Origin of the sequence: Sphingomonas pollutisoli, from assembly GCF_029167165.1 — a bacterium.
GTDB lineage: Bacteria > Pseudomonadota > Alphaproteobacteria > Sphingomonadales > Sphingomonadaceae > Sphingomonas > Sphingomonas pollutisoli.
In genome coordinates, this window is the sequence record NZ_JARFNJ010000006.1 from 24,765 (window position 1) to 40,275 (window position 15,511).

General features: G+C 67.3%; 20 protein-coding genes. 13 read left to right on the forward strand and 7 right to left on the reverse strand.

Translation table 11 applies throughout. The features are described from left to right. Window positions 1-14: 14 nt before the first annotated feature. The 3 genes from PX554_RS14070 to PX554_RS14080 are packed head-to-tail and all read left to right on the forward strand — an operon-like array spanning window position 15 to window position 1,481. A complete protein-coding gene (locus PX554_RS14070; RefSeq protein WP_275502721.1) occupies window positions 15-320 on the forward strand; it encodes a hypothetical protein in 306 nt (101 codons plus the stop codon). Continuing rightward, entirely contained in the window at window positions 313-1,068 is a 756-nt protein-coding gene (locus PX554_RS14075) for a prepilin peptidase (RefSeq protein WP_275502722.1), read from the forward strand. The genes PX554_RS14070 and PX554_RS14075 overlap by 8 nt, the downstream gene beginning before the upstream one ends. Continuing rightward, window positions 1,065-1,481 carry a hypothetical protein gene (locus tag PX554_RS14080; RefSeq protein WP_275502723.1) on the forward strand — a complete coding sequence of 139 codons (417 nt, stop codon included), beginning with the start codon at window positions 1,065-1,067 and terminating at the stop codon, window positions 1,479-1,481. Before PX554_RS14075 ends, PX554_RS14080 begins: the two co-directional genes overlap by 4 nt. On the opposite strand, the gene PX554_RS14085 is transcribed toward PX554_RS14080, so the two are convergent. The 3 genes from PX554_RS14085 to PX554_RS14095 are packed head-to-tail and all read right to left on the reverse strand — an operon-like array spanning window position 1,453 to window position 3,691. Beyond that, complete coding sequence (locus PX554_RS14085; protein WP_093221951.1) at window positions 1,453-1,920, reverse strand: c-type cytochrome; 468 nt, start codon at window positions 1,918-1,920, stop codon at window positions 1,453-1,455. The genes PX554_RS14080 and PX554_RS14085 overlap by 29 nt on opposite strands. Further along, window positions 1,917-3,305 carry an MFS transporter gene (locus tag PX554_RS14090; protein WP_275502725.1) on the reverse strand — a complete coding sequence of 463 codons (1,389 nt, stop codon included), beginning with the start codon at window positions 3,303-3,305 and terminating at the stop codon, window positions 1,917-1,919. Before PX554_RS14090 ends, PX554_RS14085 begins: the two co-directional genes overlap by 4 nt. Beyond that, a complete protein-coding gene (locus tag PX554_RS14095; protein ID WP_093221947.1) occupies window positions 3,302-3,691 on the reverse strand; it encodes a cupin domain-containing protein in 390 nt (129 codons plus the stop codon). Before PX554_RS14095 ends, PX554_RS14090 begins: the two co-directional genes overlap by 4 nt. Before the next feature lie 130 nt (window positions 3,692-3,821). On the opposite strand from PX554_RS14095, the gene PX554_RS14100 reads away from it, so the two are divergent. The 7 genes from PX554_RS14100 (at window position 3,822) to PX554_RS14130 (ending at window position 7,007) form a co-directional block, all read left to right on the forward strand. Beyond that, window positions 3,822-4,142 (forward strand): hypothetical protein, encoded by a 321-nt coding sequence (locus PX554_RS14100; protein ID WP_093221945.1) that lies wholly within the window; start codon window positions 3,822-3,824, stop codon window positions 4,140-4,142. 5 nt (window positions 4,143-4,147) lie between these two features. After that, window positions 4,148-4,837: a phosphatase PAP2 family protein gene (locus PX554_RS14105; RefSeq protein ID WP_275502735.1), complete on the forward strand. Its 690-nt coding sequence runs from the start codon at window positions 4,148-4,150 to the stop codon at window positions 4,835-4,837. Window positions 4,838-5,061: 224 nt separating this feature from the next. After that, the gene (locus PX554_RS14110) at window positions 5,062-5,256 is read left to right on the forward strand and encodes a type II toxin-antitoxin system VapB family antitoxin (RefSeq protein WP_093221942.1); all 195 of its coding nucleotides are present in this window, start codon (window positions 5,062-5,064) and stop codon (window positions 5,254-5,256) included. Continuing rightward, a complete protein-coding gene (gene vapC / locus PX554_RS14115) occupies window positions 5,253-5,654 on the forward strand; it encodes a type II toxin-antitoxin system VapC family toxin (protein ID WP_275502738.1) in 402 nt (133 codons plus the stop codon). Before PX554_RS14110 ends, vapC begins: the two co-directional genes overlap by 4 nt. Next, window positions 5,654-5,950, forward strand: coding sequence for a HigA family addiction module antitoxin (locus tag PX554_RS14120; protein WP_275502742.1), 297 nt, complete (start codon window positions 5,654-5,656; stop codon window positions 5,948-5,950). Before vapC ends, PX554_RS14120 begins: the two co-directional genes overlap by 1 nt. Window positions 5,951-5,963: 13 nt before the next feature. After that, the gene (locus tag PX554_RS14125; RefSeq protein WP_275502743.1) at window positions 5,964-6,308 is read left to right on the forward strand and encodes a restriction endonuclease; all 345 of its coding nucleotides are present in this window, start codon (window positions 5,964-5,966) and stop codon (window positions 6,306-6,308) included. Between the two features lie 18 nt (window positions 6,309-6,326). Continuing rightward, window positions 6,327-7,007: a hypothetical protein gene (locus tag PX554_RS14130; protein ID WP_275502745.1), complete on the forward strand. Its 681-nt coding sequence runs from the start codon at window positions 6,327-6,329 to the stop codon at window positions 7,005-7,007. A 7-nt stretch (window positions 7,008-7,014) separates the two neighbouring features. On the opposite strand, the gene PX554_RS14135 is transcribed toward PX554_RS14130, so the two are convergent. Beyond that, window positions 7,015-9,312 (reverse strand): ATP-dependent helicase, encoded by a 2,298-nt coding sequence (locus tag PX554_RS14135; protein ID WP_275502747.1) that lies wholly within the window; start codon window positions 9,310-9,312, stop codon window positions 7,015-7,017. 229 nt (window positions 9,313-9,541) lie between these two features. On the opposite strand from PX554_RS14135, the gene PX554_RS14140 reads away from it, so the two are divergent. Continuing rightward, window positions 9,542-11,188, forward strand: coding sequence for an inorganic phosphate transporter (locus PX554_RS14140; protein WP_093222912.1), 1,647 nt, complete (start codon window positions 9,542-9,544; stop codon window positions 11,186-11,188). 122 nt (window positions 11,189-11,310) lie between these two features. On the opposite strand, the gene PX554_RS14145 is transcribed toward PX554_RS14140, so the two are convergent. Beyond that, complete coding sequence (locus tag PX554_RS14145) at window positions 11,311-12,321, reverse strand: SPOR domain-containing protein (RefSeq protein ID WP_275502752.1); 1,011 nt, start codon at window positions 12,319-12,321, stop codon at window positions 11,311-11,313. A gap of 176 nt (window positions 12,322-12,497) precedes the next feature. Between PX554_RS14145 and PX554_RS14150 the strand changes: the two genes are divergently transcribed. Beyond that, window positions 12,498-13,247: a ParA family protein gene (locus PX554_RS14150; protein ID WP_275502754.1), complete on the forward strand. Its 750-nt coding sequence runs from the start codon at window positions 12,498-12,500 to the stop codon at window positions 13,245-13,247. Continuing rightward, window positions 13,247-14,500: an SPOR domain-containing protein gene (locus PX554_RS14155; protein ID WP_275502756.1), complete on the forward strand. Its 1,254-nt coding sequence runs from the start codon at window positions 13,247-13,249 to the stop codon at window positions 14,498-14,500. Before PX554_RS14150 ends, PX554_RS14155 begins: the two co-directional genes overlap by 1 nt. Before the next feature lie 29 nt (window positions 14,501-14,529). Here PX554_RS14155 and PX554_RS14160 read toward each other — a convergent pair whose 3' ends face one another. Beyond that, the gene (locus PX554_RS14160) at window positions 14,530-15,132 is read right to left on the reverse strand and encodes a hypothetical protein (protein ID WP_275502758.1); all 603 of its coding nucleotides are present in this window, start codon (window positions 15,130-15,132) and stop codon (window positions 14,530-14,532) included. Next, a complete protein-coding gene (locus tag PX554_RS14165) occupies window positions 15,129-15,506 on the reverse strand; it encodes an MmcQ/YjbR family DNA-binding protein (protein WP_275502760.1) in 378 nt (125 codons plus the stop codon). Before PX554_RS14165 ends, PX554_RS14160 begins: the two co-directional genes overlap by 4 nt. Window positions 15,507-15,511 lie beyond the last annotated feature (5 nt).

The window sequence follows — 15,511 nt, forward strand, 5'->3', positions numbered from 1 at the left end:
AGCGACACGGGCGATTGCTCCATATCAATCTGGCGCGCGACGGCGTGCGGCCCTACGGCGGCGCCATGGATACACTCACCACCGCGCTGAAATGGGCCGCTTCGGGCGGCGGGATGATCGCGGCGGGCATGGTGTCGCTCGATCTTGGACGGCGGCTGACGGGGTGGGGGCAGGTGCTGTTCGCGGTCTCGGCGCTCGCGTGGATCGGCGGCGCGATCCTGACGCGGGATGCGGCGCTCGGCACGCAGAACGTGGTGCTGCTGGTGATCGATCTGTTCGGGGCCTATCGCTATCTGATCCGCAAGAAGCCGAATGGCTGAGTTGCTGATCTGGCCGCTGCTGCTCGGGCTGCTCGGTGTGGTGATCGGCAGCTTCGTCGCAACGGTGGTAATCCGCTGGCCGCAGGGACGCTCGGTGGCCAGCGGACGCTCGCGGTGCGACGGGTGCGACGCGGTGCTGGGCGCGCGGGATCTGGTGCCGCTGCTCGGCGCGGCGCTGGCGCGGGGCAGGTGCCGACGCTGCGGCACGGCGATCGACCCGCTGCACTGGCGGGTGGAAGCGGTCGGGCTTGCGATCGGCGTGGCGGCTGGACTTGCCGCGCCGGGGCCGGCCGCCTTGGCGGGGGCGGTGTTCGGCTGGCTGCTGCTCGCGCTCGCCGCGCTCGATGTCACCGAATTTTGGCTGCCTGACGCGCTGACGCTGACGTTGGCGCTCGCCGGCCTGGGCGCCGGGGCGATCGGGGTCATGCCGCCGCTTGCCGATCGGCTGATCGGGGGCGCGGCGGGCTTCGGCGCACTATGGTTGATCGCGGCCGCGTATCGCGCTGCGCGAGGTCGCGAAGGGCTGGGCGGGGGCGACCCCAAAATGTTCGGCGCGATTGGCCTGTGGCTTGGCTGGCGGATGTTGCCGGTGGTGCTGTTTCTCGCCGCGCTGGCCGGGCTCGCGATCGTCGCGGCCGGCGCGGTACGCGGGCGGGCGGCGCGGCTCGACGATCGTCTGCCGTTCGGCGCGCTGCTCGCGGTCGCGGCTTATCCGGCGTGGTTGTTCCTGCTAGGTTGGGGGGCATGAACGCGCCCATGATCCTCCTGCTCGCCGCCACGCAGATCGCGGGTTTGCCGCTCGACGTGCTGCCCAAGCAGGATCTGCCCGCGACCGGTTGCGCGGCGTATCTGTGGACCGCGACCGAGCAGCGCAGCCTGGTTGCGGTGGCCTCCGCCGAACCGGGGCGGCTGCGTTTGTCGCTCGACGGCGCGATCATCGACCTGCCACGGACCGCGCAGCGTGGCGCGGCCAATTTCGGGCTGAGCGAGACGACCGAATATGCCGCGGCTGGTATTCACGCGACTCTCGATCTCACCATCGAGACGCGCGGCGATCTGGTGAAGGGGGCGGCGGTTCCCGATGGCGCGCTTCGGCTTGACCGCGACGGCAAGGACGGGGTGGTGGTGCCGGTCACCGGGCTGGTCGGCTGTTCGGGCTAGGCGTCGGTAACGGCAGGTTCGAGCCGTTTTCGTTGAGGAAGCGGATCACGTCGGCGCGGTCCATGCCATCGGGTAGACCCGCGAACATCATGTTGGTGCCGGGCGCGAAATGCCGGGGATCGGTGAGCCACGCGTCGAGCCGTTCGAACGTCCATACCCCGCCGACCGCCTCGAGCGCGGCGGTATAGTTGAAACGGTCACTGCCGCGCCCGATCGGCCGTCCGACCACCCCGTAGAGCGCCGGGCCGCCCCGGTCGCCCGCGCCTTGCGTGACGGTGTGGCACGCCGCGCAGCGCGAGAAGATCGCGGCACCGGTGTTCGCATCGGCCGCGGCGAGCCGCTCGGCGAGCGGTGCGCTCGACAGGCGCGGGTCGTGCTTCACGGCGGGGGCGCAGGCCGCCACGCAGCAGGCGAGCGCGAGAGACACGGTACGGATCATGGCTGGCGGGCCTTCCCATCGTCGGTTTCGAACGGCTTGGCATTGCGGATCGAGGGGCGCAGCCGCGCCACACTGCACAGACCCGCCACCACGCCCAGCCCGGCGGCGACGAGCGGCGGCGTGCGTCCGCCGCCGACCCCGAAGGCGAGCAACGTCGCGACCAACGTCGCGCCGGTGGTCTGGCCGACCTGCCGCACGGTCGAGACGAGGCTGCCCGCTGCCGCCGCGCGGTGCGGGGGCGCGGAGCCGACGATCAGCCGCGCGTTGGGGGGCAGGAACAGCCCGAAGCCCGCGCCGCACAGCATCATTCGCCAGACGATGTCGACATAGTTCGCATCGGGCGGGAGGAAGGCGAGCAGGCACAGAGCGGTGACGGTAATCGTCATGCCGATCCCGCCGAGCACGCCCGCCGGCACCCGGTCCGACAGATAGCCCGCCATTGGCGCGACGAAGATGTTGGTGAGCGGCCACGGCGCGAGCGCGGCGCCGACCTCGGCCGGGCTCATGTGGAATTCATGCTGCATGCGGAAGGGGAAGGAGATCAGCAGCGTCATCGAGGCGACGAACGCGGTGTACGAACTCAGCACCGAAAGCGCGAGCACGGGGCGGGCGAGCAGGTCGATCGGCAGGATCGGGTTGGCTTCATTCCGTTCGCGCCGCACGAAGAACACGCCGATTGCGACGCCGACCGCGGCGATCGCACCCGAGACGACCGGGCTGTCACCGTGGATGCCGGTCTCGGCGCCGCCGATCACCAGGCCGAACATGGCGGCACACATCACCGCGCCGAGCACGTCGAACGGTGTCTCGCGCGGCTCGGCCTTGGGAAGCGCGCGGCCGAGCAGTAACGAGCCGATCGCGAACGGCACCGCGCTTGCGAACACCCACGGCCACGGCGCGACCGCAAGCACCAGCCCGCCCAGCGTCGGCGCGAGCGCGTTCGCGCTGGTGACGACGACGGTGTTGAGCGCGAGGCCGCGTCCGAGCTGCGCCTTGGGATAGACCGAGCGGATCAGCGCCGCCGACACGCTGAGCGCGGCCGCCGCGCCGATGCCCTGCGCGGCACGCACGATCAGCAGGAACGGCAGGCTCTTGGCGAAGAAGCACAGGATGGTCGCGACGGTGAACACCATCTGCCCGATCTGGTACATCCGTTTCAGCCCGAGCCGTTCGCCGAGCGCCGCGAAGGGGAGCAGCAGCATCACCAGGATCAACTGGTAGATCGTCACGATCGACACGATCGAGGCGCTGTCGACGCGCAGATCGCGCGCGATCGTCGGCAGCGCGACGTTGGCGACGCTGCCATCGATCATGATGAGCGCCGACCCGCATGACACCGCGCCGATCGCGAGCAGGCGCCGCGGCATCGGCAGGCCATCGCTCATCGCGGCGGCGACCAGCCGGGCGGCGCCAGTTCCCAGCCGGCGAAATCGAATCCCGGCGTCACCACGCAACTCACCAGCGCCCAGCCGTGGCGCGCCTCGGCTGATTGCCAGGCGTGCGCCGGGACGAGACCCTGAGGCTGTTCCCCGCTGAGCGAGAGTTCGTCGTGCCCGATCCGCAGCGTCAGCGGCGATCCCGCGTGCCATAGCCACAGTTCGGCGGCATCGACCCGGTGCCAGTGCGAGCGTTCGCCCGCATCCAGCAGGAACAGGATCGCGGTGGCGAGCGCGCGACCGCCGTCCGGTGCGGGCTGGCGCAGCGTCTCGCGATACCAGCCGCCCTCGGGATGTGGCGACAGGCCGAGACTGGCGACGAGCGGGTGAGTCATGCCCGGCTGATATGGGCCGATACCCCGCTTGTCGAGCCGCCGCGCACGCGCGCCGGCCGCATCCGCACTTGCTGTACCGTCACGCGCGCGGTAAGCGCGCCGCCACTCTCCCCGACCCGAAGACTATGCCGTGACAGACACCCCCGCAGGCGACGTTCCCACCGTGTTCGAAGGCATCGTGCGCCAGCGCTGTCTCGCCGCGACCTACAACCGCACCGAGGTGACGCTCGCGCCGCACATCATCTACACCCGCCACGGCGACCTCTTCATCGACGGCGTGGTGCTGGAGCGCGACGGGCGGCCGCCCAAGGAACTCAAGCTCGGCACCTTCAAGCTCGCCGGCTTGACCGGGCTGCGGCTGACGCCGCGTGCCTTCAAGGCGAACCCCCTGTTCATCCCCAGCGACCCCAAATACGCCGATTCGACGCTGATGACGGTCGAACTGGGCTGACGCCGGTGAAGGCCGGCGTGCCGCTCGACGAAGCGCCGCGCGCGATCGCGTGGTTGTGGCCGCTGGTCGCGCTGCTGGCGGTCTCGGCGCTGCTGCTCGGGCTCCACATCGCGACCGAACTGATCGAAGGCGAGGGCTTCGGGTTCGACGCGCCGACGCTGCTCGCGCTGCGCGTGCCTGGGCACCTCGACGTGCCGATCGGGCCGGTGTGGCTGCGCCAGTCGGCGATCGACATTTCGGCACTCGGCGGGTTCACGCTGATGTGGCTGTTCGGTGGATCGGGCATCGCCGCCTTGTGCTTCCTGCGCCGACGCGCCGAGGCCGCGTGGATCGCCGCCTCGCTGATCGGCGCATCGCTGCTCTCCGCCGAGCTCAAGAGCGTGATCCACCGCCCGCGCCCCGACGTGGTGCCGCACCTCGTCTGGGTCGACAACGCCAGCTTCCCGAGCGGCCACGCGATGATCTCCGCCGCGACCTATCTGACGATTGCGCTGATGCTGGCGGGCGTCGAGGCGCGGCGCGCCGCCCGCGTCGCGATCGTGAGCTTCTTCAGCCTTCTCGTCGTCCTGATCGGGTGCAGCCGCGTGTACCTCGGCGTGCATTGGCCGAGCGACGTGCTCGGCGGCTGGTGCTTCGGCACGGTCTGGGCGCTGCTGGTGTTCGCCGCGAACCGGTGGTTGCGGCGGCTGCGCTAGGGAAACGTGGCTAAGGTTGTCCACTGTGCGCACGGTTGGCGGAGTGCGATTTTTGGGGGCTGAGCGCGCGGCGGGGCTGTTGGCGCGAGGCGGTCTGGTGGCGGCGATCGGGGGCAGGCGGACGGGCATGCTGCAAGTCTGGCATGGGTCGGGTGGTGTAGGACAGCGGGATTGCGCGGCGTGCTTCAAGTGGTTATGTGTATCTTTGTTCGAAGGATACACATATGCGGACCAATATCGTGATCGATGACGACCTCATCGCGGAAGCGATGGCGGCGAGCGGTGCGCGCACCAAGCGCGAGGCGGTGGAGCTCGGCCTGCGCACCTTGCTTCAGGTGCGGCGACAGGCGGGCATCCGCGCGTTTCGGGGTAAGCTCGGTTGGACGGGTGATCTCGACGAGATGCGCATCGACGGATGATCCTGGTCGATTCCAGCGTCTGGATCGACTATTTTCGTGGGGTCGCCACGCCGGAAAGTGACCGGCTCGACGATCTGCTCGGGCACGCGCCGATCATGGTCGGCGACGTGATCCTGGCGGAGGTTCTGCAAGGCTTCAACACCGAGCGCGATTTCGAGCAAGCGCTGGCGCTGATGAACACGCTGCAATCCATCGACATCGCCGGGCGCGATGTGGCGCTGGCGGCGGCTCGACACTATCGTACCTTGCGTGGGATCGGCGTCACGGTCCGCAAGACCATCGACACGCTGATCGCGACTCGGTGTATCGAGGACGGAATCGCGCTGCTGTATAGTGATCGCGATTTCGATCCTTTCGTCACGCATCTCGGGATGCGGTCGGCGATGAAGGAGGGGTGATGGCGATCAAGCTACATTCGAGCTTCGCGGTGCATCCGGGCGGCTGGCTACGCGCGGAGGTGATCGATCCGCATGGTTTGTCGATCACCGACGCGGCGGCGAAGCTGCATGTGACGCGGCAGGCAATGAGCAACCTGCTCGGCGGGCGCGCCGGGCTGTCGGCGGAAATGGCGATCCGCTTCGAAAAGGCGTTCGGGCTGAGCGCCGATACGCTGATGCGGATGCAGGCCGCGCACGACCTCGTCGAGGTGCGGGCGCGGGCCGGGGAGATCGTGGTGGAGCGGGTGGCGGCTTAGGTTTTTTCGTAAGGTGGAGATCGAATTGCTGGATTTTACCGAGTTATCAACAGATGGATCAAAGTTTGAACAACTTATCCGCGAACTTCTTTTAAAAGCGGGCTTACGGCCGAGTTGGACGGGAGTTGGTGCTGATAGTGGGAGGGATTTGATAGCAGAGGAGGAAATCATTGGTCCACTCACCAGGGCGCGCGCGTTATGGTTGGTTGATTGCAAGCACTACGCGCGATCCGGAAAATCGGTCGGCGTGGGTGATGTAGTTGATATATTCGATCGATGCGCTCGAATTAGCGCTTCCGGATTTTTGCTTGTTACGTCGACGCAGCCTTCTGCGGAATTGATGAGAAAGCTCGATTAAATAAAAAAATCAGAAAGATTGTCAGTAACTGTATGGGACGCGGTAGATATTGAGAAACGTCTTCTCACTCACGAAAACTATTATTTAGCACAACAATTTTTCTCGTCGCCCGGAACACAAGACTGGAAAATATTTTATACAGAACGTGAGCAAAGATGGACTGCGCATTACAGGGGAAATTTTTTATACGTTGAAAGCAGGTCTGGTATTGATCCGCCAAGTCTGCCGTTTCTCCAAAGGATCATACATGAACTTTCCCGGGTCAAAGTCTCTGTTGGTGAGTGTCTTCGGGTTCGGGCAATTTGGCATGATACTCCAAATGGTTGTTTTTATAACTGCTGGGCAGATTATCTAGTGCCAGCAAACACGGTACCATCTTTAAATAAATTTGAAGTCGAGCGAGCCTTACGTGATAACATAGATGGCCAGGTCATTAACTGGGAAATAAATTTACAGCTAACTCTTCCATCATCCGACTATCACGATGAGGACGATCATCAGTACTATTCTCGATTTAAAGAACCGTTGTATCACGCGGTTTACAAAGTAAATGCATCAACCGCGTCGGAGGAGAATCCGCATTGGTGGCGTGTTAATCCGCCAATTATCCGTAATTTCAATGATGCGTTGATGTGGGGAAAAGTTAAATCTATCCACGGATACCACGATGGGATGGTGACGTCGCCACCGTATCGCTAAATTTTGATCACCCTACCGTAACAAACGTATCCATCACCCGCTTCCTTCCAGCCTCGTCGAAGTCGATTTCGAGCTTATTCCCCTCGATCAACGCGATCGCGCCGTAGCCGAATTTCTGGTGGAACACGCGCATGCCCACCTCCAGATCCGAACGCCCCTTGTTCCCCAAACTCACCGCGCTCGCCCGCGCCTCCACAACCCGGGTGGGTTCGCGGGAGAACGTGCGGCTGGTGAAGCTGCCGCCGTCCTTCACCCCGGCCGCGCGTTGCCAGCCCGGGCCGCGCCCCGTGCCGCGCGCCACATCCGCGAACGGGTCGGCGCGTTCCGACCAGTTGGCGCGCCACAGGCTTTCGCCGCCGCTCATGCTGTTTTCGCTCTCGATGTGGGCCGAGGGCAGCTCGCCGACGAAGCGGCTCGGGATGCTGCTGGTCCACTGGCCGTAGATGCGGCGGTTGGCGGCGTGGAGGATGATCGCGCGGCGGCGGGCGCGGGTGATCGCCACGTACGCCAGCCGGCGTTCCTCCTCCAGCGAGGCGTTGCCGCCTTCGTCGATCGCGCGTTGCGAGGGGAACAGGCCTTCTTCCCAGCCGACCAGGAAGACGGTGTCATATTCGAGGCCCTTGGCGGCGTGGATCGTCATGATCGTCACCTTGGCTTCGTCGGCCTGCGCCTCATTGTCCATGACGAGGCTGACGTGTTCGAGGAACGCGCCGAGGCTTTCATATTCCTCCATCGCGCGGACGAGTTCGGTGAGGTTTTCCAGCCGCCCCGCCGCCTCGACCGACTTCTCGGCCTGGAGCGCGCCGGTATAGCCGCTTTCGTCGAGGATCTGGCGGGCGAGTTCGGCATGGGGGAGTTCGTTCGCCATGCGCCGCCAGCGGGCGAGATCGATCACGAAATTGCCAAGCGATTTGCGCGCCGCGCCGGTCAGTTCGTCGGTGTCGAGGATACGCGCCGCCGCGACGCTCAAGGGAATGTTCTCGGCCCGCGCGAGCAGGTGGAGCTTCTGCACCGCCTTGTCGCCCAGGCCGCGTTTGGGGACGTTGACGATGCGTTCGAAGGCGAGATCGTCGGCGCTCTGGTGGACGACGCGCAGATAGGCGAGCGCGTCGCGAATTTCGGCGCGCTCGTAGAAGCGGAAGCCGCCGATGATGCGGTAATTCATGCCGATCGCGATGAAGCGGTCTTCGAACTCGCGCGTCTGGTGCTGCGCGCGCACGAGGATGGCGATCTTGTCGAGCGACTGGCCGTTCCGTTGCGCCGCCTCGATCTCCTCGCCGACGCGGCGCGCTTCCTCGGGGCCGTCCCACACGCCGAGCACCTTGACCTTGTCGCCCTGGGCCTCCTCGGTCCACAAGGTTTTGCCGAGCCGGCCGCTATTGTTGGCGATCACACCGCTCGCGGCGGCGAGGATGTGCGGGGTCGAGCGGTAATTCTGTTCGAGCCGGATCACCTTGGCGCCGGGGAAATCCTTTTCGAACTTGAGGATGTTCTCGACCTGCGCGCCGCGCCACGAATAGATCGATTGATCGTCGTCGCCGACGCAGCAGATGTTCTTGCGCTCCTGCGCGAGCAGGCGCAGCCACAGATATTGGACGCTGTTGGTGTCCTGATATTCGTCGACCATGATATATTTGAAGCGGCGCTGATAATCGGCGAGCACCTCGCGCTCGCGTTTGAGGATGGTCAGCATGTGGAGCAGCAGGTCGCCGAAATCGCAGGCGTTGAGCGCGGCGAGCCGCTCCTGATAGCGCTGGTAGAGCTCGCCGCCGCGCCCGTTGGCGTAGCGCTCGCTCTCGCCCGCGTCGATCTCGCGCGGAACGAGGCCCTTGTTCTTCCATTCGTCGATCAGGCCAGCGAGGCTGCGCGCGGGGAAGCGCTTCTCGTCGATGTCGGCGGCGAGGATCAGTTGCTTGAGCAGCCGGAGCTGGTCGTCGGTATCGAGGATGGTGAAGTTCGACTGTAGCCCGACCAACTCGGCATGGCGGCGCAGCATCTTCGCGCCGATCGCGTGGAAGGTGCCGAGCCACGGCATCCCCTCGACCAGATCGCCGACCAGCCGGCCGACGCGCTCGCGCATCTCGCGCGCGGCCTTGTTGGTGAAGGTGACGCTGAGGATTTCGCTCGGATAGGCGCGCCTGGTCGCGAGCAGATGGCCGAGCCGCGCGGTGAGCGCGGCGGTCTTGCCGGTGCCCGCGCCGGCGAGCACCAGCACCGGCCCCTCGGTGGTGAGCACGGCATCGCGCTGCGGCGCGTTGAGACCTTTGAGATAGGCGGGTTCGGCGGTGGACGCTGGGATACTCATCGGCGAACAGGTAGGGAACGGGGGCGCCGAGGGCAATCGTTGATCGTGGCGCCTCGGCGCGGGCGATGCGACGAAACGCGGCCGAGACCGCCCGCACCGGTTGCCGCCGGGGCAAATCGAGCTTAAGGGGCGCCGCAACATCGGCGCGATCGACGCGCTGGTTTCGACAGAGCTTCGTGAAGAACGCTTCTGTCATCATATGGTAACAGAAGCGGGCCACGCCGACTTTATGGATATATCCACTACAGCGTCACTCGATCCGAGTGAACGTTCCGTCGGCGCGCCGCATCTCGACCGGCCCTTGCACCCGGCGGGGCGCTGGATATTCCTCGCGATTATTGTCGGCGCGGTGGGTTATGCGGGTGCGAGCATCCTGTTCGACACCGCGCAGGCGGGCGAGGGGCTGGCGACCGCGACCTTCGCGTTCCTCGCGCTCGCCCTGCTGATCGCGCTGGGGTTCGAGTTCGTCAACGGCTTCCATGATACCGCGAACGCGGTGGCGACGGTGATCTACACCCACTCGCTGCCTGCCCCGGTGGCGGTGGTGTGGTCGGGGTTCTGGAACTTCCTCGGCGTGATGCTGTCGAGCGGCGCGGTCGCCTATGCGATCGTGACGCTGCTGCCGGTCGATCTGATCCTGCACGTCGGATCGAGCGCGGGCTTCGCGATGATCTTCGCGCTGCTGTTGGCGGCGGTGATCTGGAACCTGGCGACCTGGTATGTCGGGCTGCCCAATTCATCGAGCCACGCGCTGATCGGTTCGGTGCTCGGCGTCGGCTTCGCCAATCAGATCGTGTCGCATGGCGGCAACGGCACCTCGGGCGTGGATTGGAGCCAGGCGCAGAAGGTGCTGTCGGCTTTGCTGTTCAGCCCGCTGATCGGCTTTATCGGATCGCTGGTGCTGCTGCTGGTGATGAAGCAGGTGCTGCGCAATCCCAAGCTCTATGCCGCGCCCAAGACCGATTCGCCGCCGCCCAAGGGCATCCGCGCGACGCTGATCGCGACCTGTACCGCGGTCTCCTTCTTCCACGGCAGCAATGACGGGCAGAAGGGCATGGGGCTCATCATGCTCATCCTGATCGGCTGCGCGCCGACTGCTTATGCGCTCAACCGCACGATGCCGGCGAGCGAGATGCCCGGCTTCGTCGCCTCCGCCAATGCCGCCGCCACCGCGTTTCGCGCGCATGGCGGCACCATCGGCACCGATGTCGATGCGGCGCGCGCGGTGCTGACGCACGCGCTGGAGGCCAAGACGGCTACCGGCGCCGCGACCTATGGCGCGATCGACACGCTCTCGCACGATGTCAGCGCGCGCATCTCGGGCTATGGTTCGCTCGACAAGGTGCCCGCCGCCGCCACGCCCAATCTGCGCAACGACATGTATCTGCTGCAGGGCGTCGCGCAGTTCGTCACCAAGGACAAGGGTTCCGAGAAGATCTTCTCGACGGACGAACTGAAGGCGATCGGCGCGTATCAGAAGCATCTCGAGAAGGGCACGCGCTTCATTCCGCTGTGGGTGAAGGTGATCGTCGCGATCGCGCTCGGGCTTGGCACGATGGTCGGGTGGAAGCGGATCGTCGTCACCGTCGGCGAGAAGATCGGCAAGACGCACCTGACCTATGGCATGGGCGCCTCGGCCGAGATCGTCGCGGCGTTCACGATCATGACCGCCGATCTGTTCGCGGCGCCGGTTTCGACCACGCACATCCTGTCGAGCGGCGTCGCCGGCGCTTCGGTGGCGAGCGGGAGCGGACTCCAGGCGCGCACCATCCTCAACATGGTGCTGGCCTGGGTGATGACGCTGCCGGCGGCGATGCTGCTGTCGGGCGGGCTGTACTGGCTGCTGCTCGGCCTGGTGCGCGCCTCGGCGGGCTGAGCCGCTAAGCGCGCGCTGCGGGCAGCGTTTTCAGACTTTGACCTCTTCGTGCCGGGCGTGTCGAAGCGCGCGTCCTTCGACTTCGCCCGGCACGACCGGGTAGGTGTTGGAATTTACGCCGCTTACGGCGCGACGGGAACGCAGCTCGTCCGCGCGGCGCCGCACGCGCGGGTGGCGGCCGCGCCGGAGGCGAGCGGGCCTGCCTGGAGGCGGGTCACCGCGCCACTCTTGACGTAATAGGGTTGCAGGCCGGGGAGGCGGCCTTGCACCGATTGCCACAGGCCACGCGCGTTGCCCTCGTCCCGGAACGCGCCGAGCTGGATGCGCCAGCGGCCGTTGCCGGCCAACGTCGGCGCGGGTTGCGGGCGCGGCGGCGGCGTGGGGCGCCCGCGCGGCGCATCGGGTACGGCAGCATGCGGCGGAGCCTTGGGTCCGTCCTGGCGTGGCGTGACCGCGAGCGGCGCGGGGCGGGCTCCGGGATCATAGGCGGAGGGTGGCAGATCGGTGCCGCGGATCGCGGTCTGCGTACCGGCGCCGGCGATCTCCGGCGGAAGCTGCGGGCGCTTCTCGTCCGCCTCATACTGGCGCGACAGCACCATGCCCTTCTGGCGATCCTCGGGCGAGAGATATTGGTCCATCTGCGCCTGCACCTGCGGCGCGCGCGGCTGGCCCTGCGCGGCCGAGCGCAGGATGAAGGCATAGGCGCGGGGCCAATCCTTGCTGACGTTGTCGCCGTTGAACAGCATCGTGCCGAACACGAGCTGCGCGCGCGGCTCGCCGCGCGTCGCCGAACGTTCGAGCCAGCGGACCGCATCGGTGCGCTTGCCTTCATCGAACAGGATCAGCCCGTAATTGTCCTCGGCCTGAAGATGCCCCTGCATCGCCGCCTTGCGATACCAGCTTTCCGCCATCGGCAGATCGACGGGGACGCCGCGGCCGAGCTTGTACGCCTGGCCGAGATTGAATTGCGCGTCGGGGTCACCCTTGATCGCGGCGGGGCGCCATTCGTCGATCGCCTTGCGATAATCGCCGCGGCTCCACGCATCGACCCCGGCCTTGACGTCGGCGCGCGCCGGAGTGGCGAGCGCCATGCCACCCGTCGCAAGGGCGGCGACCAAAATCAAAGTCTTCATTCGCGGACCCGCATTTCATGCCCCAAACCACCTTCGGTTAGGCCGGGATAAGCAGGATTGGCAAAGATTTCGTTAGGCACGGCGTGCCGAAAAGGTGCGGATCGCGGGCCGTTAACCCGTTCTTGACCAATATTGGGGCAGTGGCGGCCTTCTACTGGCGGGGGTTCACGGGGCACATGCGCGTCGTCGCAATGGCATCACAGAAGGGCGGATCGGGCAAGACCACGCTGTCCGGGCATCTCGCCGTCCAGGCCGAGCGCGCCGGGGCGGGACCGGTGGTGCTGATCGACCTCGATCCGCAGGCATCACTGGCGGATTGGTGGAACGACCGCGCCGCCCCCTATCCCGCGCTCGCGCGGAGCACGATGGCGCGGCTGGCCGCCGATCTGGAGGGGCTGCGCCGGCAAGGCTTCCGGCTGGCGGTGATCGACACGCCATCCGCCACGAGCGCGGCGACGCAAAGCGTGGTCGCGCTCGCCGAGCTGATCGTCATCCCGACGCGGCCCAGCCCGCACGATCTGCGCGCGGTCGGCGCGACCGCGGATTCGTGCGCGCGCGCGGGCAAGCCGTTGCTGTTCGTCGTCAACGGCGCGGCACCCGATGCGCGCATCACCGGCGAGACGATGCTGGCGCTTTCGCGGCATGGGACGGTGTCGCCGGTCGTCATCCATCACCGCGCCGATTTCGCGACCGCGATGATCGACGGAGGCACCGTGACCGAACACGACGCCGACGGCCGATCCGCCGCCGAGATCGAGGCCTTGTGGCGCTTCGTTTCGGACCGGCTGGAAACCAATTTCCGCCGCACCGTGTTCGCGCCACCGTCGCCGACCGGCGCGGCCGCGCAGCGCCCGGTAAGCGGCGTGTTCGGCCGTCGCGGGGCGCGCCTGCCGCCGTGTGCCGGGCGCTCGAATGGAGAAATATGATGAAGACGCGTGCGATCGTGTCCCTGGGCGCTTCGGTGCTGCTGCTCGGCGGCGCTCTGGCGGTGGGCGTGCAGGGTGTCGCGGTGGCGGGCAGCCATTCGCAGAGTGGCGACGCGCGCAAGGCGGCGGCGGAAGCCGCCAAGGCGCGCGCGCTATTGGCGCGCGGCAAGGGTGCCGATGCCGTCAAACATGCCGAGCGTGCCGCCCTGGCCGCGCCGGATTCGGCCGAGTTCCGCATGCTGCTCGGCCAATCCTATCTGAAGGCGGGGCGGTTCGGCTCGGCGCGCGACGCCTTCGGCGACACGCTCACGCTCGACGCCGGCAATGGCAAGGCCGCGCTCAATCTCGCGCTGGCGCAGATCGCGACCGGTGATTGGGCGGCGGCGCGTGGGACGCTCTCGGCGCATGCCGACTCGATCCCGGTCAGCGACCGCGGCCTCGCGATCGCGCTGGCGGGTGATCCGGCGGCGGCGGTCGATCTGCTCGCCAGCGCGGCGCGGGCTGATACGGCGGGCACCAAGACGCGCCAGAACCTCGCGCTGAGCCTCGCGCTCGCCGGGCGCTGGACCGAGGCGCGGGCGGTGGCGGGGCTCGATCTCTCCCCCGCAGATGCCGACAAGCGCATCGTCGCATGGGGCGCGTTCGCGCGGCCCAAGGCGGCCTCGGATCAGGTCGCGGCGCTGCTCGGCGTGACGGCGGTGGCGGACAAGGGGCGCCCCGCCGCGCTCGCGCTCAAGGCCGCGGCACCGGTCGACGTGGCGCGCGCTGCGCCCGCTCCGGCCGAGGTGGCGGCGGCACCCGACGCGGCGCCGTCGCTCGACACCGGCGTGCCGACGGTGCGGTTCGCCGCGCGGCAGGAGGTCGTCCAGCCGCTCGCGGCCAAGCCTGAGGCGGCGCTCGCGTCCAAGACGCCCGTCAGGGCGGCGCCGGTCGAGGATGCGCCGCGCGCGTTCGCGAGCGGGAAATTCTACGTCCAGCTCGGTGCGTTCGATACCGTGGCGGTCGCGCGCGACGCGTGGCAGCGCGCCGCGCGGCGCTTTCCGACCTTCTCGGGGCAGAGGCCGCAGGGCGTGACCGTCAAGACCGGGGCGGGGAGCTTCTATCGGCTTTCGCTCGGCGGCTATGCGCGCGGCGATGCGGTGAAGCTGTGCGCGTCATATCGCGCCGCCGGCGGGCGGTGCTTCGTGCGCGCCGGCGCGGGCGATCAGCTTGCGACCTGGGTGAAGCCGGGGGCGGAACTGGCGTCGCGGTAAGCCGATCCTCGCCGCGAGCGGCGAGGCGTTCAGCGCGGCTGCGATGCCTTCCAGAGCGAATCGAGGCGAGCGGCCGAGGCGGTGCGTTCGCGCAGCATCAGCCCCTTGAGCCTGAGCTTGTGGCCCCAGATCAGCCCGCCCTCGGTCTGCCAGACGATATCGTAGATCGCGGTATCGGTGCGTTGCTGGTCGCCATCCCAGTAGCTCGCGGCGATCAACACCGGCAGCCGGCCTTCGCGCTTGTCGGGGCCGTCCTTGGTCGCCTCCAGCAGCGGCTTGGCGACCCAGTCGGCGTCGATATGCGGGCTGAGGATGCTGTTCTGCGCGGGAACGCCGAGCGCCTTGGGGAAGCGGATGTCGACGCTCTGCACGTCATGCTCGGCATCCTTGAGGGCGAGGGTTGCACCGCCGTGCTCGGGCGTCGCGGTGAGGCGGACGAGCGCGCGGGCATGCGCCTCGGTGATCTTCTCGACGTGTTTTTCCTGCTCGTCGCTGCGCCGCTCGGACCAGCTCAGCCACGCGGTCGTGCCCGAGATCAGCAGACCGGCGACCGCGACGATCTCCGCCAGCGTGACCCAGCGTTTGCGGATCGCGCGCGATTCGGCGCGTTCGGAGGCATTGGGTTCGCTCATCGGCCGCCCGCCTCCAGCAGCCGCTCGGGCGCGGCGAGTTCCCAGCTCGCCGCGATCCGGTCACCGACCCGATCCCAGTCGAGATCGGCGCCGTCGAGCCGCATCGCCACCCAGCCGAAGGGGGCGAGATAGGGCGGGGCGTAATAGAAGGCCGGGTCGCTTTCGATCAGCATCTGTTGCTCGTCATGGCCCGTGGTGCGGACGATCGCGACCGTTTCGCCGTCATTGTGGTGGTTGTGCCAGAAATAGGCGAAGAACTTGCCGCCCGCGATGAGGAAGCCGGGCGCGCCGTGCGATATCTTTTCCTCCGCTTCCGGCAAGGCGAGGCAATAGGCGCGGACGCGGGCGAGGGCGGCTTCGGGATCGGGGCTCATGGGCG